Source organism: Geminicoccaceae bacterium (genome assembly GCA_020638465.1).
Classification (GTDB): Bacteria; Pseudomonadota; Alphaproteobacteria; order Geminicoccales; family Geminicoccaceae; genus JAGREO01.
Window position 1 is genome coordinate 273,672 of the sequence record JACKIM010000003.1, and the last position, 22,304, is coordinate 295,975.

At 60.6% G+C, this 22,304-nt stretch carries 20 protein-coding genes; 17 read left to right on the forward strand and 3 right to left on the reverse strand.

Features of this window, described 5'->3' with window-relative positions:
• Positions 1 to 70: 70 nt before the first annotated feature.
• From H6851_20885 to H6851_20905, 5 genes are read left to right on the forward strand one after another with little or no spacing between them, the layout of a single operon-like run.
• Positions 71 to 610, forward strand: coding sequence for a tripartite tricarboxylate transporter TctB family protein (locus H6851_20885; GenBank protein ID MCB9946063.1), 540 nt, complete (start codon positions 71 to 73; stop codon positions 608 to 610).
• Positions 611 to 2,104 (forward strand): tripartite tricarboxylate transporter permease, encoded by a 1,494-nt coding sequence (locus tag H6851_20890; protein MCB9946064.1) that lies wholly within the window; start codon positions 611 to 613, stop codon positions 2,102 to 2,104.
• Entirely contained in the window at positions 2,101 to 3,567 is a 1,467-nt protein-coding gene (locus H6851_20895; GenBank protein MCB9946065.1) for a sulfatase-like hydrolase/transferase, read from the forward strand. The genes H6851_20890 and H6851_20895 overlap by 4 nt, the downstream gene beginning before the upstream one ends.
• Positions 3,568 to 3,598: 31 nt before the next feature.
• A complete protein-coding gene (locus H6851_20900) occupies positions 3,599 to 5,062 on the forward strand; it encodes a sulfatase-like hydrolase/transferase (GenBank protein ID MCB9946066.1) in 1,464 nt (487 codons plus the stop codon).
• Entirely contained in the window at positions 5,059 to 6,378 is a 1,320-nt protein-coding gene (locus tag H6851_20905) for a hypothetical protein (GenBank protein ID MCB9946067.1), read from the forward strand. The genes H6851_20900 and H6851_20905 overlap by 4 nt, the downstream gene beginning before the upstream one ends.
• A gap of 27 nt (positions 6,379 to 6,405) precedes the next feature.
• Here the strand turns inward: H6851_20905 and H6851_20910 are convergent, their stop codons facing one another.
• Positions 6,406 to 7,470: a LacI family DNA-binding transcriptional regulator gene (locus H6851_20910; GenBank protein ID MCB9946068.1), complete on the reverse strand. Its 1,065-nt coding sequence runs from the start codon at positions 7,468 to 7,470 to the stop codon at positions 6,406 to 6,408.
• Between the two features lie 159 nt (positions 7,471 to 7,629).
• Between H6851_20910 and H6851_20915 the strand changes: the two genes are divergently transcribed.
• From H6851_20915 to H6851_20945, 7 genes are all read left to right on the forward strand, one after another.
• Positions 7,630 to 8,844, forward strand: a complete 1,215-nt coding sequence (locus tag H6851_20915) for a carbohydrate ABC transporter substrate-binding protein (GenBank protein ID MCB9946069.1) — start codon at positions 7,630 to 7,632, stop codon at positions 8,842 to 8,844.
• Between the two features lie 79 nt (positions 8,845 to 8,923).
• Entirely contained in the window at positions 8,924 to 9,850 is a 927-nt protein-coding gene (locus H6851_20920) for a sugar ABC transporter permease (GenBank protein ID MCB9946070.1), read from the forward strand.
• Positions 9,847 to 10,749, forward strand: coding sequence for a carbohydrate ABC transporter permease (locus H6851_20925; protein MCB9946071.1), 903 nt, complete (start codon positions 9,847 to 9,849; stop codon positions 10,747 to 10,749). The genes H6851_20920 and H6851_20925 overlap by 4 nt, the downstream gene beginning before the upstream one ends.
• Positions 10,750 to 10,781: 32 nt before the next feature.
• Positions 10,782 to 11,867 (forward strand): ABC transporter ATP-binding protein, encoded by a 1,086-nt coding sequence (locus H6851_20930; protein MCB9946072.1) that lies wholly within the window; start codon positions 10,782 to 10,784, stop codon positions 11,865 to 11,867.
• 34 nt (positions 11,868 to 11,901) lie between these two features.
• Positions 11,902 to 12,669: a sugar phosphate isomerase/epimerase gene (locus H6851_20935; protein MCB9946073.1), complete on the forward strand. Its 768-nt coding sequence runs from the start codon at positions 11,902 to 11,904 to the stop codon at positions 12,667 to 12,669.
• Between the two features lie 3 nt (positions 12,670 to 12,672).
• Positions 12,673 to 13,806 (forward strand): Gfo/Idh/MocA family oxidoreductase, encoded by a 1,134-nt coding sequence (locus H6851_20940; protein MCB9946074.1) that lies wholly within the window; start codon positions 12,673 to 12,675, stop codon positions 13,804 to 13,806.
• Positions 13,803 to 14,459, forward strand: coding sequence for a ThuA domain-containing protein (locus tag H6851_20945; GenBank protein ID MCB9946075.1), 657 nt, complete (start codon positions 13,803 to 13,805; stop codon positions 14,457 to 14,459). The genes H6851_20940 and H6851_20945 overlap by 4 nt, the downstream gene beginning before the upstream one ends.
• Before the next feature lie 32 nt (positions 14,460 to 14,491).
• Here H6851_20945 and H6851_20950 read toward each other — a convergent pair whose 3' ends face one another.
• A complete protein-coding gene (locus H6851_20950; protein MCB9946076.1) occupies positions 14,492 to 15,172 on the reverse strand; it encodes a phosphatase PAP2 family protein in 681 nt (226 codons plus the stop codon).
• 112 nt (positions 15,173 to 15,284) lie between these two features.
• Positions 15,285 to 16,595, reverse strand: a complete 1,311-nt coding sequence (locus tag H6851_20955) for an FAD-binding oxidoreductase (GenBank protein ID MCB9946077.1) — start codon at positions 16,593 to 16,595, stop codon at positions 15,285 to 15,287.
• A 196-nt stretch (positions 16,596 to 16,791) separates the two neighbouring features.
• Here H6851_20955 and H6851_20960 point away from each other — a divergent pair, with 196 nt between their 5' ends.
• The 5 genes from H6851_20960 to H6851_20980 all read left to right on the forward strand — a co-directional run bounded on the left by H6851_20960 (position 16,792) and on the right by H6851_20980 (position 22,298).
• Positions 16,792 to 17,796 (forward strand): ABC transporter substrate-binding protein, encoded by a 1,005-nt coding sequence (locus H6851_20960; protein MCB9946078.1) that lies wholly within the window; start codon positions 16,792 to 16,794, stop codon positions 17,794 to 17,796.
• A 118-nt stretch (positions 17,797 to 17,914) separates the two neighbouring features.
• Positions 17,915 to 18,745: an ABC transporter ATP-binding protein gene (locus H6851_20965; protein ID MCB9946079.1), complete on the forward strand. Its 831-nt coding sequence runs from the start codon at positions 17,915 to 17,917 to the stop codon at positions 18,743 to 18,745.
• On the forward strand, positions 18,661 to 19,590 hold the full coding sequence (locus H6851_20970; protein ID MCB9946080.1) for an ABC transporter permease subunit: 930 nt from the start codon (positions 18,661 to 18,663) through the stop codon (positions 19,588 to 19,590). The genes H6851_20965 and H6851_20970 overlap by 85 nt, the downstream gene beginning before the upstream one ends.
• Positions 19,591 to 19,764: 174 nt before the next feature.
• The gene (locus H6851_20975) at positions 19,765 to 20,889 is read left to right on the forward strand and encodes an ROK family transcriptional regulator (protein ID MCB9946081.1); all 1,125 of its coding nucleotides are present in this window, start codon (positions 19,765 to 19,767) and stop codon (positions 20,887 to 20,889) included.
• A gap of 143 nt (positions 20,890 to 21,032) precedes the next feature.
• Positions 21,033 to 22,298 carry a carbohydrate ABC transporter substrate-binding protein gene (locus H6851_20980; protein MCB9946082.1) on the forward strand — a complete coding sequence of 422 codons (1,266 nt, stop codon included), beginning with the start codon at positions 21,033 to 21,035 and terminating at the stop codon, positions 22,296 to 22,298.
• The last annotated feature ends 6 nt before the right edge of the window (positions 22,299 to 22,304 follow it).

The following is a 22,304-nucleotide window of genomic DNA, read 5'->3' on the forward strand; positions in this document are numbered from 1 at the left end:
AGAGTATTCTCTCGCCGCCCAGCTTCTTGCGTCTGGACGGGGGAAGAGCTTCAACGAGTGAAGATTACCCATGCTCGAACGGTTGTTTGCGTCGGAATGGCGGCGGCAGGATATCTGCCTTGCAATGGCACTGTTGGCGCTTGGCAGTTTTGTGATCGTTCAGGCAAACCGCCTGCCTCCACCCTTCTTTGACCCGCTCGGATCGGCGGCTGTACCGCGCATGGTGTCTGCGTTGCTGATGGTATTGGCGCTCGTACTCGTGATCCGATGCCTTCGCACGCCTGTCGGAGCGCATGCCGATGCTGACAGCCGCGGGGCCGGTCCCGGAGTCGAGGATGCCGCGGGCACACCTTCACCCTGGACGGCGCTGGCTGCCGCGACGCTGCCACTGCTCTATGTCGGTGTGATGCAGTTTCGCATTTTGGGATTTGCACCGGCCTCGACGCTGTTCGTGCTGGTGATGGGTGGCGTGCTGGCGCGTGGCCGCCCGCGGGTGATGCTGGCGGTCGCCCTTGCGGCGATCGTGACGGGATACGGCCTCAATGCGCTCTTGACCGGGTTCTTCTATATCGACCTGCCACAGCACTCCTTCTGGGAGGAGGGGCACTGAATGGCCGCCGGTCTCCTTGACGCTTTCGTCTACATTCTCCATCCGTGGCCGTTCTTCTGGGTGCTGCTGGGTACTTTTCTCGGGATCTTCGTCGGTGCGGTGCCGGGACTGACAGGTGGCATGCTGATCACGCTGACCATGCCATTGACCTTTTACATGAACAGCACGGAGGCGCTGGTTCTGCTGGTGGCGATGTATGTGGGATCGGTCTCGGGCGGGCTGATCTCCGCCACGCTGCTGCGCATGCCCGGCACGCCGTCATCCGTCATGACGACTTTCGATGGCTATCCCATGGCCCGCGACGGCGAACCCGAGCGTGCGCTGGCGCTGGGGATCGGTGCGTCGCTGGTGGGCGGGCTGATTGCCGGTGTCTTTCTCGTGCTGCTCTCTCCACCGCTCTCGAAATGGGCCATGCAGTTCAGCCCATGGGAGTATTTCACCATGGTGCTGATGGCCATCGTGCTGATTGCCAGCATCAGCCAGGGTAGCATGATCAAGGGCCTGATTGCGGGCTTTCTGGGCATGCTGTTCGCCATGCCGGGGCTCAACGAGTCCGACGGTCAGCTACGGTTGACCATGGGTATCAACGAACTTGCCGACGGCTTCAAGTTGTTGCCGGTTCTGCTCGGCATCTTTGTCATGAGCCAGATCATCAAGGATGCCTACGAGATCAACAAGACACCCCTCTCGCTGAGGCTCGGCCGCTCGCGCGTGAGCATCGGTCTGCGCGAATGGCGGCGCCACGGGGTCAACATCGTCCGCTCGGGCATCATCGGAACCTGGATCGGCATCCTTCCGGGTGTCGGCGCGAGCATTTCATCCATGGTGGCCTATGCCGCCGCTCGAAGCCTGTCACGGACGCCGGAAAAGTTCGGCACCGGTCATGACGAGGGCATCATTGCTTCCGAAGCAGCCAACAACGCCAATGTCGGCGGTGCGCTGATCCCGATGATCACCATGGGCATTCCCGGAAGTCCCATTGACGCGATCCTGCTTTCGGCTCTCATCCTGCACAATATCCAGCCCGGACCCCTTCTCTTTATCACAAATGGGGAATTCGTCTGGGCGTTGATGGCCGCCTATCTGGTTGCCAATATCCTGATGTTCATCATCATGACGCTGTCTGTGCGCTGGATCGCGAAGATGATCGTCTTCGACAAGGCGATCCTGTTGCCGCTGATCTTCGTCTGCTGCGTGGTCGGTGCCTACGCCCTTTCCAACCGCATGTACGATGTCTGGGTGGTGATCGGCTTTGGCATCATCGGTTTCGGACTCGACCGCGCGAGGGTCCCGCTCGGGCCATTCGTCATCGGGTTCGTGCTCGCCGGCATCTTCGAATCGGAGTTGCGGTCCAGTCTTCAGCTTTCCGACAACGGTTTCTGGGGTGTGCTGGATCGCCCGGTCGCGGTGATATTCCTCGTCATTTCACTGGCCATGCTCGTCTGGCCTTTCATTCAGACCAGGTTGCGCAAACAAAGGAAGGAACACCCATGAGTGGCAACAATGTCCTGTTCATCATGTCCGACGAGCACAGCCGCAGAGTTCTTGGCGCCTATGGCAACAACGTGATCCAGACGCCCAATCTTGATCGGATGGCGCAGGAGGGCACGTTGTTCGAGAACGCTTACTGCAATTGCCCGATATGCGTGCCCAGCAGGGCAAGTTTTGCCACAGGTCGCCATGTCCATGAGATCGGCTATTGGGACAACGCCTTTCCCTACCATGGCGAGCCCGAGAGCTTCGGCCACCGGCTGGCCGCAGCCGGTCATCGCTGCGACTCGATCGGCAAGCTGCATTATCGCGCCACGGACGATCCCAATGGCTTCGATAACGAGATCCTGCCACTCCATGTACTGGACGGGAAGGGTGACCTACAGGGAATGTTGCGCAGCCCGCCACCCAGGCGCCCCTCGACCCGCCAGCTGGCAGCCGATGCGGGCGAAGGCGAGAGCACCTATATTCGCTATGACCGCGACATCCGTGACGCTGCCTGCCAATGGCTGGACAAGGCAGCGCAAAATCCCGCGGACAAACCCTGGACCCTGTTCGTCTCCTTCGTCTGCCCGCACTTCCCGCTCAAGGCGCCGCACGAGTTCTTCAGCAGGTACAAGCTGGACGGGCTTCACCTGCCGCAATTGCGCGGTCCTGCCGAATTCCCCGATCATCCGGTCTTGCGCAAGCTTCGCGAAATTCAGGACTACGAGGATCATTTCACCGATGAAACACATGTCCGCACGGCGATTGCCGCCTATTACGGCATGGTCAGCTTCCTCGATGACAATATCGGCCGCATTCTGTCGACGGTCGAGAACAGTGGCCTCGCGGAGACGACCACGGTTATCTACACTTCAGACCATGGCGACAATCTCGGTGCGCGGACGTTCTGGGGCAAGTCCAACATGTATGAGGAAAGTGCCGGTGTACCACTGATCATCCGGGGGCCGGAAATGGAGGCAGGGCGCCGGGTGACGACTCCGGTATCCCTGGTCGACGCTTTCCCGACGATCCTCCAGATAACCGGCGTTGACCCTAGGGGAGCGGATCCGGGCCGGCCGGGGCGTTCCTGGCTGGATATTGCCGATGGTGCCGATCCGGATCGCACCGTGTTCTGCGAATATCATGCGGTGGCATCAATCACGGGGATGTTCATGATCCGCTTCGGCCGATACAAATACATCCACTACGAGGGGTATCGCCCACAGCTGTTCGATCTTGTCGCCGACCCGCTGGAAATGCGCGATCTTGCGCTCGAGTCCGGCCACGACGACACGCTGGCCGAAGGCGATCGCCGTTTGCGGGCCATCTGCGACCCTGCGAGCGTCAACCGGCGGGCTTTCGCCGACCAGCGGGCCAGGATCGAGGCGGCCGGCGGAGAATCCGCCGTGCGCGATATGGGAAGCTATCCATACACACCCGCACCGGGTGAGAAACCACGTATCTCGGGCGCCGCATGTTGAATACACTCACTCTTTGACGGTACTCGCGACGATGACAAACATCCTGTTCCTGTTTTCGGACCAGCACGCGCAGAATGTTGCCGGTTGCTATGGCGATCCGGTTATCGAGACGCCTGCACTTGATCGCCTTGCCGAAGGTGGCGTTACCTTCGATCAGGCTTACACAACTGCACCATTGTGCACGCCGGCCCGCATGTCGATGCTGGCCGGTCAATACAGCTACCGCATCGGTTGCTGGACCAATTCCGACATACTCGCCTCCGACATTCCCACACATGCCCATGCGCTCGGTGCAGCAGGTCTCCGCCCGATTCTCGTCGGCCGCCTGCATGCCATCGGCCCCGACCAGCTGCATGGCTATGCAGAACGGCTGGTGGGCGATCATTCGACCAACTGGGTCGGTGGCGAGGCACATTCGCTTGGTGTTCTCGACCGCACCAACGATCCTTTCCGCATCAGTATCGAGCGCTCGGGGGCCGGTCAGTCGTCCTATGAGAAGAAGGATCGCGATGTCCTGGCGGCTACCCTCGAAAAACTCGACGAACTGGCAGGATCGTCACGGCGTTTCGCCATGACGGTCGGTCTGATGCTCCCGCACCAGCCCTATGTATGCGCAAAGGCCGATTTCGAACGATATCGCGACCGGGTCGGCATGCCGAGGTTAGCGGCACCTTCAGGTAATATCGAACATCCATGCATGCACGCCTGGCGTCAGCATACGGGTTCGCTCGACCTGCCGCCTGAATGGGAGATCCGGGCGCGGACGGCCTATTACGGCCTCACCACCGCCATGGACCGGATGATCGGACAGATCCTCGACCGCCTGGAGGAGAATGGTCTCGCTGACGACACACTGGTAATCTACACTTCGGACCATGGTGACCAGTTGGGCGAGCGCGGCTTGTGGTGGAAGCAGACCTTCTATGACCAGTCGGTGAAGGTCCCGCTGGTGATGCGCTGGCCCGGCCGACTGCCGCGGGGCGAGCGTCGATCACAGGTGGTCAATCTGCTCGACGTTGCCGCCACCATGATCGACGCTGCCGGTGCGCCACCCCTGCCGCATGCCCAGGGACGCAGCCTGCTGCCGCTGGCATGTGATGGCAATACGCCATGGCTCGACGAGACGTTCGCTGAATATTGTACCGATGGCATGTCTCGCTGGACCGGCACGGAGCCCGTCCAGCAGTGCATGCTGCGCAGCGGTCCGTGGAAGTTCGTCCACTACGAAGGTCATCGGCCGCAGCTCTTTCATCTGGGAGATGACCCGGATGAAATGGATGATCTGGCTGAAGATCGCCGATGCATGTCCATGCGCGATGCGCTTCAGGCGCGCGTGCTGGAATATTGGCATCCGGGCGAGATTGCTGCGCAAATGGCGGGCAGGATCGATCAGAAGCGACTTCTGTCGCAATGGGCCAAGGCCATGCGCCCGCAGGAAAGCCATCTGTGGAAAGTGGAAATGGAAGACAACTGGCTGGATGATTCGAGGTCATGAACGGTCGTCTTGGCATCACCGTCATGCCCGAATGGATCCAGTCCGAAGGTATCGACGCCATCCTCGAAAACCTGATGCGCTGCGGTGCCACGGCCGTTGCCACTTCTCCTTACGTGATGGCGCCGAGCGATGCCACCGATGCCGGGCGCGAGCCGCCGATCGATGCGGGATCGGGCAAGGTGCGCCTTCTCGACCGGGACCTGTGGGGCAAGCGCGAACTGCGCTGCATCACGGCGCCGAGTTTCATCCCCGACAAGGTGCTCTACAAGGGGCAGCGCTACCGCCCGTCCGAGCCCACGGATCTCACCCGCAGCGAGGGAGCTGTCGTTGCCCGTTTTTTGGAACGCGCAAGAGAGGCGGGGTTCGAGGTACAACTCCAGGTTCAGGCCGCCATCCCGCCCGGATACAGGGTGCAGTTCGGCGGCCCGCTGCCCGAGGACCAGCCGCGCCTGCCCGATGGCCGCATTCTCGGGAACCGGGTGGACAAGAACGGCTCGCTGGCCAGCATGGCCATTCTGGATTACGCTCGTGCCTTGGTTGCGGATATCGCCCGTGCCTACCCGATGGTGGACGCCATCCGTGTCGACTGGCCGGAATATCCACCCTACAGCCTGCTTTCCTGGTTTTTCGATTTTTCGCAACACGCGACGAGTGCCATGCGGGCAAGGGGGCTCGATGTCGAGGCGATGCAGCGGGATAGTCTCGCATTGATGAGCGAACCCTGGCGCTTCCTGGAAGAGGGCCTGCTGACCCGTCCGGGCTTCGCGATGCTCCAGCGGTTCAAGAGTACTCTCGCCTGCGAGTTGATCAGTGCATTGCGCGAAGCCTTGCCGAGCCACATGCGGCTGGTTGCCCATGCCTTCCCGGAGCCCTGGTGCCAGTTGTCGGGAGCCGATCCGGCACGCATGGTGCAAGCTGGTGCCGACGAGGTCGCGATCAAGCTCTACACCATGCACTGGCCGATGATGCTGGCCGATTACCGCGATGCCATGAGCCCTGGTTACAACGCCACCGATCTTTCCGACCGGCTGCGGAGGCTTTTCGACGTGGGGGGAGAAGGAGTCTTGCGCTATCCGGAGCCCGAGGAAGTCCATCCCGTCGGCAGGTTGGCCCAGATCCGCAAGATCGAAGCCGCCATCGCCACAGGTGCTCCCGTCATGCCGGCAGCGCACAGCTATGGCCCGGTGGACGACGCTGCCATGCGCATCGAGACGGTATGGAAGGCCGGCGGGAAGGCTGTCTGGGTCAACCGCTACGGTTATCTTGGGGATGCCAAGCTCGACGCTTTGGGCAGCATGATGGCGAAGCGCTCATGAACGCGGTCTGAATCGAAGCGATCGATTTCAAGGCTCCATGAATGATCGGTTTTCGTCGAAAGATCGGCGTGGCGGGGAAGTGCTGCCGCCGATGCGCAGCTGAGCGCGCAGTACCCGGGAAGCCACGCCGGTCCTGCCCTTAATCTGGGCTGCGAGCGCTGCGACGGCGTATTCTGCGATTTCGATCTGTGGCTGGATGACAGTCGTCAGGTGGGGCTGGATGATGTCGGCCATGGCAATGCCATCGAACCCGGTCACCGAAACGTCGCCCGGCACGTCGAGCCCTGCCGCATGGACGGCCGAGATGAAACCGATGGCCATGGCATCGCTGGCCGCGACAATGGCGGTCGGGTGTCGGGGCATGGCGAGGTAGGCGTTGGCGGCGTCGACGCCACTCCCCATTTCGAAATCGCCTTCGAAGCGTACCGGTTTCGGTCCGCCCGCACCGTCTGCGCATGTCTGCAGGGCTCTCCAGCGCAGGTCGTCGACCGGATCGCGGGCGGGGCCGCTGAGATAGCCGAGCCAACGATGGCCGAGACCGCTCAGATGGTCGAAGGCGAGGCCGATTGCATGGGATTCGTCCAGCAGCATGGAGGGGATATCGCGGTCGAAGGGCTGACTCACCGCGACAGCGGGCAGAATGCCGTTGCCAACGAGCCCCCGGCGACCGCAAAGGACCGAACCATTGAGCAGAATGGCGCCCGCCACCTGGCCGCCATATGCGAGGTCCGCCAGTCGTTGCGCCTTCTCGCCGTCGTCATCGAGATTGCCGACAAGAAGGGCAAACCCCCGGCGTGACAGGGCTCGGTCGATATGTTGCAGCAATTCACTGAAAAACGGCGTGATGAGATTGGGGACGACCACCAGTGCCAGATTGCCCCCGGCGCCACGCAGGGCTCGTGCGGTCGGATTGGGGCTGTAGCCGGTACTCTGGATCGCAGCCTGCACGCGTGCACGGGCCTCGGCCGAGACCATGTCGGGGTGACTCAGAGTGCGGCTCACGGTTGCGATCGACACCCCCGCCAGTCCGGCCACATCGGAGATCCGTGGTATTTTGACCTTTCCTGATTGCAGCTTGAGATTTTCGTGCACGCCCACATCCTGTCATCTACAGTTGACATCATGCTCGGGTATGATAGCGAATGTAAACGTTTTCATAAAAAACGGGGGCAGGTGCAACCTTGAGGTTTCACCGATGCCCCACGTGCGAACAGGGAGTAAAGCGTCATGTCGAAGCTTCGCCAGGCCATGATGGCTGGCTGCCTCTCGCTTTCCATCGCCTTTCCCGTTGCCGCGGAGGAGATGAAAGCCGAGGTCATTCACTGGTGGACCTCGGGCGGCGAGTCCGCGGCCATCAAGACCTTTGCCGATGAGTTCACGGCCCGTGGCGGTACCTGGATCGATCAGGCCATTGCCGGTGGCGAGAATGCTCGCACCCAGGGAATCAACCGGATCATCGGCGGCAATCCACCCACCGCCATGCAACTGAACACCGGCAAGCAGTTCGATGAACTGGTCGAGGCCGACCTGCTTCGCAACCTGGATGACATAGCCGAGGCGGGCCACTGGCGCGACAACCTGCCCAAGGTCATCGCGGATGCAGCGACGCGCAATGGCAGCTTCTATGCGGCGCCGATCAATATTCATGGACAGAACTGGTTCTTCTACAATGCTGAAGTGTTTGCCAACGCCGGAATTGAGCCACCGACGACTTTCGCCGAGCTGGTCGAAGACGGCAAGGCCCTGCGCGATGCGGGCGTCATTCCGCTGGCGCTCGGTGGTCAGTCCTGGCAGGAGCGCCTGACCTTCAATGCCGTGCTGCTCGGGGTTGGCGGCCGCGATACCTATTTCAAGGTGCTGCGCGACAAGGACGTCGATACCGTTCACGGTGACGCGTTCCGCAAGGTGGTTGAAACCTATGGTTCCATGCGCGATCTCGTGGACGAGGGAAGTCCAGGCCGCAACTGGAATGACGCCACTGCGATGGTCATCAACGGCAAGGCCGCGGTGCAGATCATGGGTGACTGGGCGAAGGGCGAATTCATCGCCGCCGGCATGACACCCGACAAGGAATATGGCTGTAACATCATTTCCCCGGATGAAGGCTTCATCATCGGAGGGGATGTCTTCGTATTCCCCGTTGTCGAGGGGGACGAGCAGAACGAGGCTCAGAGGGTTCTGGCTACATTGATGATGGAACCCGGCCCCCAGGTGGCATTCAACGAGAAGAAGGGTTCGATACCGGTCCTGCTCAATGTCGATGTGTCGGGCATGGATGTCTGTGCGCAGAAGGCCATGGCGTTGCTCCAGAATTCCGACCAGCAGATTCCCAGCAGCGATTTCCTCGTTTCGCCCGATATCGGCGGTGCCCTTCAGGATGCGATCACCCAGTTCTGGAATGCTCCCGAGATGAGCGTCGATGAATTCGTCGACCTCTATTCCGATGCGTTGCAATCCGGCTTCTAGTGCATCGATCGGGTGGATTTATCCGAAGCGGGTTTGACCGCTTCGGATACCATCCGCCCTTCTGAAGGGGGAAAGCCTCATGCCGACCGCCTCGCCCGGAGCAGGGAGAAAGTCAGCGCGATCGATCCGCTGGCGGCGTCAGTTGCCCGCGACCATGGCCTTGTTGCCGGCTGCCATCATTGTCGTGGTGGCGTATATCGGCTGCATGGTCTGGACGGTACGGCTGTCGTTCACCAGTTCCAAGCTTCTGCCGAAATTCGACTGGGTGGGACTGGGCCAGTATCAGCGCCTGTTTGCCAATGAGCGTTTCATCGTCTCCATCGAGAATCTCTTCATATTCGGTACATTGTTCATCGCCGGTTCTCTGGTGCTCGGGTTTCTCCTCGCCGTCTTCATCGACCAGCGGATCCGTGCGGAGGGAGTCTTCCGGACCATCTATCTCTACCCGCATGCCTTGTCGTTCATCGTGACCGGCCTCGTCTGGAGATGGTTCCTCAATCCCACATACGGTCTCCAGGAGATGGTCCGGAACATGGGATTCGAGACCTTCACGTTCGACTGGATCGTCAGCCGCGAGATGGCAATCTACACCATTGTCGTCGCCGCCATCTGGCAGGCTTCCGGTCTGGTCATGGCAATCCTGCTGGCAGGCCTGCGCGGCATCGACCAGGAGATCTGGAAAGCCGTCAAGGTCGACGGCATTCCCATATGGCGGGTGTATTGGTCCGTCATCCTGCCAATGCTCAAGCCAATGGTCGTCACCGCTACGGTGCTGTTGTCGCTGGCCGTGGTCAAGGTCTACGACATCGTCGTCGCCATGACCCAGGGCGGTCCGGGCATTTCCACAGAAGTTCCCGCCAAATTCGTCATGGATCACCTTTTCAATCGCGCCAATGTCGGCCTGGCGATGGCCTGTGCCACGGTCATGCTGCTGGCGGTGGTCGTTGTGATCAGCCCGTGGCTCTATCACCAATATGGACCGCGGAACCGGGACAAGCGGGCATGAACAGTGTCACCATGACCGAATTCACCGGCCCCAGCGGTCGCAGGCCGGCTCGTTTCAGCTGGGGCAGGGTGGGGGTCTACACTTTCCTGATCGGCGCTGCCCTGTTCTTCCTGCTGCCCTTGTGGATCATGATCGTCACGTCGCTCAAGACGATGGACGAAATCCGGCTGGGCTATCTCATGGCGTGGCCATCCGAGATCACCTTCGAACCCTGGGTCCACGCGTGGTCGCAAGCCTGTACCGGGCTCATCTGCGACGGCATCAGTGCCGGCTTCTGGAACTCGGTGCGCATCCTTGTCCCGTCGCTGATCCTCTCGGTTGCGATCGGCATGGTGAACGGCTATGCGCTGTCGTTCTGGCGGGTGCGGGGAGCCAACCTGCTGTTCGGCGTGCTGCTGTGCGGTGCGTTCATTCCCTACCAGGTGTTCCTCTATCCACTCGTGAGGATATTTTCGACCGTTGGTATCTATGATTCGCTGATTGGTATTGTCGTCATTCATACCATTTTCGGGATGCCGGTGATGACCCTGCTATTCCGCAATTTCTACTCGTCGCTGCCTGTCGAATTGTTCAATGCAGCGAGAATCGACGGTGGCAGCTTCTGGTCGATCTTCACCAAGGTGGTCGTTCCGATGTCCACACCCATGGTCATCGTCGCGGTGATCCTGCAGGTCACCGGTATCTGGAACGATTTCATTCTCGGATTGACATTCGCCGGTGCGAGCAATCAACCCATGACCGTGCAGCTCAACAATATCGTCAATTCGATGCAGGGCGAGAAACTCTACAATGTGGACATGGCGGCAACGATGCTCACCGGCATCGTTCCCCTCGTGGTCTATTTCGTCTCCGGTCGATGGTTCGTCCGCGGCATCGCTTCCGGTGCGGTGAAGGGTTGAGATGACGCTATGCGTATGAGGAATTGGTTGTCATGCTGAACGTCTCCATTCGCGATGTCTGCATCGATTTCGGCGCCCTGCGCGTGCTCGACCGGCTCAATCTCGAAGTCGAACCCGGCGCCTTTCTCGTGCTGCTCGGACCTTCCGGCTGTGGCAAGTCGACCCTGCTGAACGCCATTGCCGGGCTCATCGACATCAGCGAGGGGCAGATCTGGATCGGCGAGCGGAATGTCACCTGGGAGGAACCCAAGGACCGCGACATTGCCATGGTATTCCAGGCCTATGCGCTCTATCCGACCATGACGGTGCGGCGGAACCTTTCCTTCGGTCTCGAAATGGCCAAGGTGCCCAGAGACAAGGTCGAGGAGAAGGTGCGTTTCGCTTCGGAACTGCTGCAGATCGCCCACCTTCTCGACCGCAAGCCTAGTCAGCTGTCCGGTGGTCAGCGGCAGCGTGTCGCCATCGGCCGGGCGCTGGTGCGCGATGCCGGACTGTTTCTCTTCGACGAGCCGCTCTCCAATCTCGATGCCAAGCTTCGGGCGGAGATGCGGGTGGAGATCAAACGGCTGCATCAGAAGCTCGGAATTACCACGATATATGTCACTCACGACCAGATCGAGGCCATGACCATGGCCACGAAGATCGCGGTGATGAATGGTGGGGTCATCGAACAACTGGCCGACCCCGAAACCGTCTACGAGACCCCGGCCACGCGCTTTGTCGCCGATTTCGTCGGTTCGCCGGGCATGAACTTCCTTGAAGCCGAGCTTGCCGGCAGCAATGGGGGGATCGTCGCGCGTATCGGCAATCACAGCCTGCCGCTGGATTCCTATCCCTTTGCCAGGCGCCCCGAACAGGGGCAGAAGGTGGTATTCGGTCTGCGTCCGGAGAAAGTCCGGCCGCTGAGCGAAATGGATGCGCCGTTCGATGTCGAGCTGGCCACCGAGCTGCAGGAACCGATGGGTGCGGATACGCTTGCCTGGTTCCGTCTTGCAGGCCAGCCGCTGTCAGCCCGGCTCAACCCTGCGTCCGCCCATGCCGCCGAACGATCGGTCCGGCTCGGCTTCGATCTTTCCGCAGTCTCCCTCTTCGACCCGCAATCCGGCCAGCGCCTGTAGCAGCGCGGCCCTTTTCAGGAAATGTGAAGCGATCATGTCTGTCACGGACGTTCTATCCATCCAGCTCTACACCTTGCGCGACATGCCCAGCCACGCTGCGATCCTCGATGCGGTGGCAGAGGCCGGCTATCGCCATGTCGAGATGATCGGCAGCCATCTCGAAAATGCCGGAGACGTGAGAGATGAACTCGATGCCCGGGGCCTGAAGGGTTCGTCCAGCCATGTCGGCATGTCGCAATTGCGCGAGCAACCCGAGGCGATGATCGAGGCCTGCAAGGTGCTTGGTATCGACACTCTGTTCATGCCGGCCGTACCGCCGGAGCAGCGTCACATGGATGCTGGCGGCTGGCGCGAACTCGGCGCCGAACTGGGCCGCATGGCCGAGGTGTTCGCGGAAGCCGGGATCAAGCTTGGCTATCACAACCACCATTGGGAGCTGGAGAAGAAGGACGGCGGGCGTGATGCGCTCGATCTGCTGTTCGAGGCTTCAGGTTCCAGTCCGCTCGTCTGGCAGGCCGATATAGCCTGGCTGGTACGTGGGGGTGCCGATCCCAAGGCCCTGTTGCAACGCCACGGAGCGCGGGTGGCGGCCGCGCATGTGAAGGATATCGCTCCCGAGGGCGAGAATCTCGATCAGGACGGATGGGCCGATGTCGGCTCGGGAACGCTGGACTGGGTGGAACTCTGGAAAGCCTGCCGGGCTGCCGGGGCAAGGTGGATGGTGGTGGAGCATGACAAGCCGCTCGATCCGGCTGCCTGTGCCCGCAACAGCTTCAATTACATTACCTCGATGGGGCTTTGAGCGATGGCCGTCACCAGGCTGGGGATCATCGGCTGCGGCAATATCGCCGATGCCTATCTCAAGGGGGCCTCGCGATCGTCGCTGGTCGAGGTCAAGGGCGTGGCCGACCTGCGCCACGAGGCGGCGGTCGCCCGCGCGGGAACTTACGGTGTCGAGGCCATGAGCATTGACGGAATGCTCGCCGATCCGGAAATTTCGATCATCGTCAATATTACCGTACCGTTGGCGCATGCCGATGTGAGCCGTTCGATTCTCGAAGCGGGCAAGCATGTCTATTCCGAAAAGCCGCTTGCAGCGGATTTCGAAGCGGGCCGCAGTGTCGTCGAGCTTGCGTCCCGCCACGGACTTCGCATCGGCTGCGCGCCGGACACCTTTCTGGGCGGGGGTCACCAGGCAGCGCGCCGGGTGATCGACGAGGGCCGCATCGGCAAGGTGGTGTCCGGGGCGGCGTGTTTCACGAGTCACGGCATGGAAATGTGGCATCCCAATCCGGAGTTCTTCTTCAAGCGTGGAGGAGGGCCCATTCTCGACATGGGGCCATATTACATAACCCAACTGGTCAACCTGCTGGGCCCGGTACGCCGCGTTACGGCACAGACGTCGAAAGCCTTCGATGTACGGACAGTGACCAGCGAACCCCTGCGCGGAACGAAGATTCCCGTTGATGTCCAGACCACGGTCAACGGCGTTCTCGAATTCGTGAATGGTGCCAATATCCCGATCACGACGTCATGGGATATATGGAAGACGGAGCGAAAGCCCATCGAGATCTATGGCGAAACGGGCTCGATGCTGGTGCCCGACCCCAATTTCTTCGGCGGGGACGTTCTCGTCAGCAAGGAAGGTGGCGACTGGCAGCCGGTTGATATCGGCGATCATCCGTTCTGCAAGCCCAATCGGGAATTGCGTCAGGGCAAGATGGCTGCCGATTATCGCATGATCGGCCTCATCGACATGGCCTGTGCCATAAGCGCCGGCCGCACACACCGCGCCTCCGGTGATCTCGCCCTGCATGTTCTTGAGGTGATGACGGCCTTCGATCGTTCATCGGCGGAAGGCCGCCACATCGAGATGACCACGACCTGCGAACAACCGCAGCCTGTCCCTCTTGGTGAAGATGAGGAGGTCTTCAAGTGAGCCGCTCTTCCGCGCTGATCGTCTGGGGCGGCTGGGAAGGCCATGAACCGCGTCAGGGAGCGGCGATCGTCAGGACAATGCTGGAAGCCGAAGGCTTCGATGTGCGGGTCGAGACGGAGACCTCAGTGTTCCTCGACCCGGCCATCTGCTCGATCGACCTGATCGTGCCGATCTACACAATGGCCGCCATCGAAAAGGCCGAGGCCAGGGCGCTCGCGTCGGCCATCGAGGGCGGTGTCGGCCTGGGAGGCTACCATGGCGGCATGTGCGATGCCTTTCGCGGCAACACCGACTACCAGTTCATCTGCGGTGGGCAGTGGGTTGCCCATCCGGGTGACATCATCGACTATCGGGTGGACATCACACGGCCCGACGACCCGGTGGTCTCCGGTATCGACGGCTTCGACTACCGCAGCGAACAGTACTACATGCACGTCGACCCTGCCGTCGATGTTCTCGCAACCACGACATTTTCCGGTGAGCATGCAAGCTGGACCCGCGGTGTGGTGATGCCGGTGGTGTGGAAGCATCGCTACGGTGAAGGCCGCGTGTTTTACAGCTCGCTCGGTCATGTCGCGGCCGAATTCGACATCCCGCAAATGAAGGAAATCCTTCGTCGCGGACTTCTGTGGGCCGCGGGCCGGACGAACTGAACGGATACCATGCCCATGGAACCCTGCCGGCTTCAAGGCTCCGATGGGTCCGGATCCGGGTCTGCCGTCATGGTCACGGGCTCCACCTTGCGAAGCCGCTGCAGCCATAATGCGACCATGCAGCTGAGCATTGCCCATGTCGCACCGGCAGCCCAGCCGGCCAGGACGTCCGTCGGCCAGTGAACGCCCAGATAGACCCGGCTGACACCGACCGCGATCGTGATCAGGATCGCCAGGGACAGAACATACACCTTCAGCCGGCGCCTGGGTTGAAGATTGGCGACGAGGGCACCAAGGGTCAGATAGACAAGTGCGGACATCATCGAATGCCCGCTGGGGAAACTGGTCGTGTAGACGATGGAGCCATGCGGAACGAGGTCCGGCCGCGGCCGGTTGAAGCCTGCCTTGAGCAGCAGGCTGAGCGCGATACCGCTTGAGATGGCAACGGCAACGAACAGCGCTGTGCGCTTCCTTTGGGCAAGGATCAGGTAGATCACCGAGGCCACGGTTATGAACGTGAGCACACCGACCCCGCCCATGGCGGTCGCATCGCGCCCGAGTTCCTCGACCCATCCGGGACCGAGCGGGTCGCCGGGATCGCCGGGAGTCCGCAGGGAAAGCAGGATGGCCTTGTCGACGGCACGCGTATCGCCTTCACTGACTTCATCGGCGATACCGATAAAGAGCCACATACTGCCGGCCAACAGGGCCATCAACGCCAGCAGGCCGAACTCCCGCCTCGCTCTGGAGATTGTCCAGCGGGCAAAACTTGCGATGCGCCTCAATGCGGGAGACCTTCGATGGATGGCGCTGTCCGGGGGTGTGTCAGCCCAATCCCCTCATTTCGAGCCTGTCGAGCAGGCCATGCCATGCGATGGCGATGGTTGCCCCCGTTCGATGGAAGCGATGAAAGGGAAAGGTGTCCGGTGAGGAGACCGGAAACGGCAGGTCGCTCTCGGCCTTGCCCAGTGCAAACTCGGCGAGAATGCGGCCCATCATCGAGCCCATGCCGACGCCGCGTCCATTGTAGCCCATGCCGGCAATGACACCGCGGTCGATGACCTTGATGAAGGGCAGCTTGCTGCGGGTCATGGCAACTCTCCCGCCCCAGTGGAAATCCCAGCGTACCTTCGACAGGTCGGGAAAGACGCCTACCACTCGGCTTCGCAGGGCGTCGAAATCCGCAAGGGCGAAACGATCGCGCATCGGTCCATGATCGCCGGCGCATAGTCGTCCGTCGCGATCATATCTCAGGTAGAGAATAAGCCGCCGCTTGTCGACGAAGGTAACCTGATCGGGCATGATCCTGTCGCGCAGCTCTTCCGGCAACGGTTCCGATGCCATCAGCAGGCTGCGCACCGGGATGAAGGTTTCCTTCAATTGGGGAATGAGATCATCGGTATAGGCATTGGTGCAGATCAGTATTGTTGACGCACGCACGCGGCCACGGCTACCGCAGTTCAGCGACCAGTACTGCTGCTCGCGCTCAAGCGCTTCAACCGGAGTGCGAGTGAAGAGACGGACGCCCTTGGCAATGGCGACCCGCGCCATTTCACGGGTATAGGACAACGGATGGAGCGACCCTGCGCAAGCGCAGAACAGGCCACCCTCGTAGCCATGCGCACCGCTGCGCTTGCGGACCTCGCCGGCATCGAGGACATCAAAATGTATGCCATATTGCTCGTAGTCCCGGGCGAGTTCCTCCTGAAGGCGGCGTTGGCCCGCGCTTGCTGCTCCCTGCACCCAACCGTTCTGGACAGGATCGCAATCAAGGGAATGACGACGAATGAGGGCAAATACCTCGTCGGGAACCTTCGAAACCATCTCGACCAGACGCGTGCCGCTCTTCTCGCCGAAACGTTTGATCAACGCGGAAGGCCCCAGATTGAGCCCGAGATTGACCTGTCCACCACTGCGTCCGGAAGCGCCGAAGCCGAGATCGGCCGCTTCGAGAACGGCGACCGAAGTGCCGGCTTCCGCCAGCACAAGGGCTGCGTTCAGGCCCGTGAAGCCCGCCCCGATAATGGCGACATCGACATCGAGGTCCCCGTCGAGGCAGGTGCAATCCGGTGCTGCGACGGCGGTCGCCCGCCACAACGCGTCTCTTGATCCTTTGATCGGATAATGTTCGGCCAATCGAGCCGTTCCTCCCAAAGTTCCGGCATAGAAGCTGTATCGCAAACCCGAAAGCATTCTGCTACCCAACCGGCTTTCTGTCGATGAGGGAAGAGCGCGCTCATTGACGTCGCCTCGACCGCCCGTCTAGTGTTCCCGGAATGCCAACACGACCCGGCTCTGCGGGTCCTGAGCTGATCAGGAAGGATCGATAACAATGATGCGGAACAGCTGGCGTAAATGTCTTGGCGTTGTCTCGGTTGCCGTGGCGGCCATGTGTACCCTGTCAGCAGGACCGGCAAAGGCACTGGACGAGATTACAGTCGCCTATTTCCTCGAATGGCCATCGCCGAACCTGATCTACAAGGCCGACGGCACCTTCGACGAGAAGATGGGCGTGAAGGTCAACTGGCGCGCGTTCGGCAACGGCAACGAAATGTCGGCGGCAATGGCCTCTGGCGACGTGCAGGTCGCCTATTCGCAGGGACTGGTTCCTTTCGTGGTCGCCGTGACCAAGGGGCTGCCGCTGAAACTCGTCAGTGCTGCCGTATCCTACGCTGCGAACGACAATTGCGTGGTCCGCGATGATGCGGGGATTACTCAGGCCAATGCCAAGGACCTGGAAGGCAAGCAGGTTGCCACGCCCATCGGCAATGTCACACACTACAAACTTTTGCGAATGCTCGACTATCTCAAGGTCGATGCAGACAAGGTGGAGTTGTTGCAGATGAATCCGCCCGAGGCGGCCGCGGCCCTGGCCCGTGGTGACGTCGCCATGGCCTGCGGTTTCGGCGGTGCGTTGCAGCGCATGAAGCAGTTCGGTCATGTGCTGATGACTGCCGAAGAACAGGAGGCTATAGGTATCCGGGTGTTTGACGTGGTGTCGGTGACGGACGAGTTTGCGACCGAACATCCCGATCTGGTGACGAAATTCCTACAGATCACCGAAGACGCCAACAAGGCGTTCAAGGCCGATCCCGAAGCCTATCTGCCGGAGATCGCGAGGGAGTCCGGTCAGGAACTCGATGATGCCCGCAACATGGTCGACCTGTTCAGCTTTCCTACCCGCGACGAGCAGCTCTCGGAAGCCTGGATGGGAGGCACCGTCCAGAGTTTCATCAACGAGGTCGCCGCGTTCTATGTCGAACAGGGCCAGCTTGACCATGCGCTCGATGACTATGGACCGACGATCGACACGAGCTTCATGGAACAGGTTGAATGAGTTCCATGGAGTAGCGTGAGCTACCCGATGCGCCGCCGGCCCGCCGGTCATGGCCGGCGGTTGGGGGAGGGATGACGCACCGTGGATGGTTTTCTTCAATGATGGTAAAACCTGAACGATGAGAGGTCTTCACGTCGAGAACCTCTCCATGGTCTACGATCTGCCCGATGGCGGCTCTGTGGAAGCGTTGCGGGACGTCTCGTTCGATCTCGAAGCCGGGGAGCTTCTGGCCGTTCTCGGGCCGTCGGGCTGCGGCAAGACAACCTTGCTGAACATCATTGCCGGTCTTCTGCGTCCAACCGCGGGACAGCTCATGCTGGCGTCGCCCGAAGGCTCTGGCGAGGCCCCGCAACCCATCCGGGGACCGAGCCCCGAACGTGGCATGGTCTTCCAGCAGGGGGCCCTGTTCGAATGGATGAACGTTGCCGAGAATATCGGCTTTGGCCCGAGAATGAAGGGCATCCCTTCATCCAGGACATCAACAATTGTTGACGAACTCCTTGATATCGTGGGGCTTCGTGGCTTTGGAGACAAGGCTGTCTATGAGCTGTCAGGCGGCATGCAGCAACGTGTGGCGCTGGCACGCTGTCTCGCCAACGATCCTGAGCTCATCTTGATGGACGAACCGCTGGGGGCTCTTGACGCCTTGACCCGGGAGAAGATGCAGGGCCTGGTTCTCAACCTCTGGCATGAGACCGGCAAGACCATCGTCCTGATCACGCACAGTGTCGAGGAGGCACTGTTTCTGGGACAAAGGCTGTTCGTCATGGCGCCACGCCCGGGCCGTATCGAGAAGGAATATCGGCTCGACTTCGCGCGTCAGGGGCTCAAGGGCGATTCCCGGGAAATCAAGGCGAGCGCCGAATTCACCCGAATGCGCGAGGAAATCCTCGCCATGATCTGGGAGATGGAGGAGGAGATCATGGGACGTCCGGAGGCGGAGTCGTGAGGTCGCTGCTGTCGTGGTTGGGGCTGACCCGGACAGGCGTCAATTCGCGAAAGACCGTCACCTTCGGCGATGCTTCCGCTGTGACTGGCAGTCGCTTCTGGAGTATTGTCGCAATCATCGCGCTTGCGGTGCTATGGCAGCAATCGAGCGCGCATGACTGGGTCAATCCGCTCTTCTGGCCCAAGCCGTCCGACGTCTGGGCGCAATTCGTCAAGATCGCCGGCCAGGGCTATCGCAACTACACGCTTTGGGAGCATATCGGCTGGAGCCTCTACCGGATCCTGATGGGCTTTGGCCTTGGCTGCCTGGTCGGTATCCCGCTCGGTCTCGCCATGGGGCTGTCCAACACCGTGCGTGGCATTTTTGATCCGTTGGTCGAGTTCTTTCGCCCGATTCCGCCACTGGCCTTCATCCCGCTGGTGATCATCTGGTCGGGTATCGGCGAGCGCTCCAAGATCCTCCTGCTGTTCCTCGCGGCTGTGTGGATCATGACCCTGGCGGCACGTTCGGGTGTTGCCAGCATCCGTCTTTCGAAGGTCCATGCGGCATACACTCTGGGTGCATCGCGCTGGCAGGTGCTGCGTTACGTCATTCTCCCCAATGCCCTGCCCGAGATTTTTACGGGCATGCGGGTGGCCATGGGGGTCTGTTGGGGTACGGTTGTTGCAGCCGAACTGGTTGCAGCCCAGTCCGGTGTCGGTTTCATGATCATGGTCGCCAGCACGTTTCTTTCCACGGATATCGTGGTCATGGGAGTGATCATCATCGGAATCATCGGATACAGTATCGATATTTTGATGCGAATGATTGAAGCGAGATTGATTCCCTGGAAAGGCAAGGGCTAGACTTTCTAATTGGACGATATTCCTGTATTCTGAATCCCGCTATGGTGGGTAGGTTGTTGGGTCGTACCCGGCTTCGATCATGGATTTCTTTCATGGCCTTGTCGAACAGGGCCATCGGGCATTGTTGGAGAATCAGTTTTGACGCGCGAGGCCGGTACGAGCAGGCCCGTTTCCATGACCGCGAGCGCCCGGGCCGTATTTCGGGAGCTCGCGCGGTCGGGAGCTGCCACGCGCCCTCAACTGGGGGATATCCTCCGGTTGTCGCGTCCGACAATGTCGGCAGCCATCGCCGAGTTGAACGGGCTCGGGTTTGTCAGGGTGCATGGCGAGGTGCAGGGTGCACTGGGCCGAAAGGCGCAGGAATATAGCCTTGGGCCTGGCGCCGGTCACGTGATCGCGGTCGATGCCGGATCGACCAAGATACAGCTGAGAGTCTCGACACTGGATCGGCATCTGCTCTCTAATCGGGAATATTCCCTTCCAAGCAGTCATCTGGTCTTGAACGAGGCGATCAGTGATGCCGTGGCTCAAGAGGTCGACGCGGCAAGACGTGCATGGACTCCGGCCTGGGGGCCTCTGCGAGCCATCGGCATCGCGATTCCGGCACGTGTTGCGGATGAGCGTGGCGATGGCAGTCTCACGGGAGAGAATGTCATATTCAGTCGGTTCCAACCGCCGGATGATATTTCGATCATTCTGGAAAACAACGTCAATTGTGCGGCTGTGGCCGAACAGCTTTACGGCGCGGCACAGGGGCACGAGACGTTCGCCTATGTCCAGATCGGACTGAAGATCGGCATGGGTCTGATGCTGAACGGCACGCTCTTGCGTGGACGAAATGGCGCTGCAGGCGAGATCGGCCATCTGGCCTTCCCATGGGCTCCCGGTATCCCGCCAGAGCCCGGCGCGGCCGAACGCCATGTCGGCTCGGAGGCGCTGATGGAGCGTGTCCGTGCGGCTTGGCCCGCGGCAGACGCCCGGATGCCGGCCGATACCGATGAGTTGCTCGTAAGAGCTGGCGAAGGCCACGCCGTGGCGTTGGAACAACTGGAACGTCATGCCCGGGATGTCGGGGTCGTCGTTGCGTCGATTGTCAGTGTTGTCGATCCCGGACTGGTAGTACTCGGCGGTGGTCTGGGTGCTTCGAACCTGCTGACTGGCACCGTATCGCAGGTTGCCAACCACCTGAGCTATTCTGTGGATGTATGCAATACCATGCTGGGTCGCGACGCGACGGTCCTTGGTATCGAGAAGCGCACCATCGATACCGCAATCCTGGCGATCATCGGTTTGTCATAAATTTATCATCAAATGCAGATTGCAATTTACATTGTCGGATTTATTAGTTAAATAAATTAATAAATAGATGTGGACGAGATGCGCCCCTTCCGACGTCATGGAAGGATGACATGGTGTCTCGCGTGGAACGAGGAGGTTCATTCATGCGTAGTCGGTATCGTCAAAGCGGGCTTGCCGCCATGGCTATCGCCCTGAGTGTCGGGACAGCATCGCAGGTGATGGCCCAGAGCTTGCAATACTGGGTCTATTCGGATTTTGCCCAGGGAGATGCCCTTGCGATGCAGCAGGAGTTCATCGCCGAGTTTGCCGCGGCCCATCCCGGTGTCACCATCGACATCAGCGGCAAGGGCGATGACGACCTGACGGCGGGTCAGGTCGCCGGCGCCGCCAGCGGGACCCTCCCGGATGTATTCATGAATGCACTCGATGTCGGTGCCCAGCTGGTGAACGTCGGAGCGTTGGCGAACATCTACGACAAGTGGATGGCAATGCCTCAGGAATATCGCGACCAGTTCGATGTCGACGCCGTCAAGAGCTGCCAGCCCCGCCCCAACGAAATGTATTGCATTCCCTATACCGGGTTTGGCTCCTTGCTGTTCCGCAATCTGACCGTCCTGCAGGATGCGGGGATCGACCCGTCGGTATCCGTTGCGACCTGGGATGAATGGTTCGACCAGATGAAGAAGGTCAAGGAAGCGGGATATTATGCGGTCCCGGACGAATCGCTGGTCTTCAACTCGATCGCGGCAATCTACGCGATGGTGGGCAAGCGCGAGGAGTGGGGCATCGACTGGGACAGCCGGACCACGAGGATCAATCCGACGACCATGGCCGACGTCCTGCAGATGTTCGTCGACATGGTGCCGTTGAATTCCGGGACGAGCCGCAACGATCAGGCCACCAAGGACCTGTTCATCTCCAACCAGCTCGCATTTCACGAGACCGGACCGTGGGTCGACCCGACCTATCGTCAGGCTGCCGCCGAGAGTGGATTGGACTATGACTTCGTGCTGCTTCCGGGCAAGCAGGCCGGCGAGCACGGCGGTATCAAGAGCTACGAAATCATCGGCATCGCCCCGGGCGACAACGAGGACCTGGCATTCCAGTTCGCGACCTTCGTTGCCGAGAAGAACCAGATGGTACGCTGGGCGGCGCTGTTGTCACGCTACAATGCCAATGCTGCCGCCATGGCCGATCCTCAGGTCGCGGATCAGCCGTTGATCGCGCGATCCGTGGAAGCGGTCAAATATGCCTTCGAAACCATGCCTCCCTATTTCGTCCAGCCCGTTCCGAACTGTTACCGGGCCACGGTGATCGACTTCGCTTCGGCAACCGCAGACGGTGAAATGTCGCCGGATGAGGGCGCCAAGGAGATGGTCGACGAATTGAACAACTGTCTGCAGCACTGACCAGCA

Coding starts and splice junctions, on each gene's coding strand:
- H6851_20885 (MCB9946063.1), top strand. CDS start 71: ATGCTCGAACGGTTGTTTGCGTCGGAATGGCGGCGGCAGGATATCTGC.
- H6851_20890 (MCB9946064.1), top strand. CDS start 611: ATGGCCGCCGGTCTCCTTGACGCTTTCGTCTACATTCTCCATCCGTGG.
- H6851_20895 (MCB9946065.1), top strand. CDS start 2,101: ATGAGTGGCAACAATGTCCTGTTCATCATGTCCGACGAGCACAGCCGC.
- H6851_20900 (MCB9946066.1), top strand. CDS start 3,599: ATGACAAACATCCTGTTCCTGTTTTCGGACCAGCACGCGCAGAATGTT.
- H6851_20905 (MCB9946067.1), top strand. CDS start 5,059: ATGAACGGTCGTCTTGGCATCACCGTCATGCCCGAATGGATCCAGTCC.
- H6851_20915 (MCB9946069.1), top strand. CDS start 7,630: ATGGCTGGCTGCCTCTCGCTTTCCATCGCCTTTCCCGTTGCCGCGGAG.
- H6851_20920 (MCB9946070.1), top strand. CDS start 8,924: ATGCCGACCGCCTCGCCCGGAGCAGGGAGAAAGTCAGCGCGATCGATC.
- H6851_20925 (MCB9946071.1), top strand. CDS start 9,847: ATGAACAGTGTCACCATGACCGAATTCACCGGCCCCAGCGGTCGCAGG.
- H6851_20930 (MCB9946072.1), top strand. CDS start 10,782: ATGCTGAACGTCTCCATTCGCGATGTCTGCATCGATTTCGGCGCCCTG.
- H6851_20935 (MCB9946073.1), top strand. CDS start 11,902: ATGTCTGTCACGGACGTTCTATCCATCCAGCTCTACACCTTGCGCGAC.
- H6851_20940 (MCB9946074.1), top strand. CDS start 12,673: ATGGCCGTCACCAGGCTGGGGATCATCGGCTGCGGCAATATCGCCGAT.
- H6851_20950 (MCB9946076.1), bottom strand. CDS start 15,172: ATGGCCCTGTTGGCCGGCAGTATGTGGCTCTTTATCGGTATCGCCGAT.
- H6851_20960 (MCB9946078.1), top strand. CDS start 16,792: ATGATGCGGAACAGCTGGCGTAAATGTCTTGGCGTTGTCTCGGTTGCC.
- H6851_20965 (MCB9946079.1), top strand. CDS start 17,915: ATGAGAGGTCTTCACGTCGAGAACCTCTCCATGGTCTACGATCTGCCC.
- H6851_20975 (MCB9946081.1), top strand. CDS start 19,765: ATGACCGCGAGCGCCCGGGCCGTATTTCGGGAGCTCGCGCGGTCGGGA.
- H6851_20980 (MCB9946082.1), top strand. CDS start 21,033: ATGCGTAGTCGGTATCGTCAAAGCGGGCTTGCCGCCATGGCTATCGCC.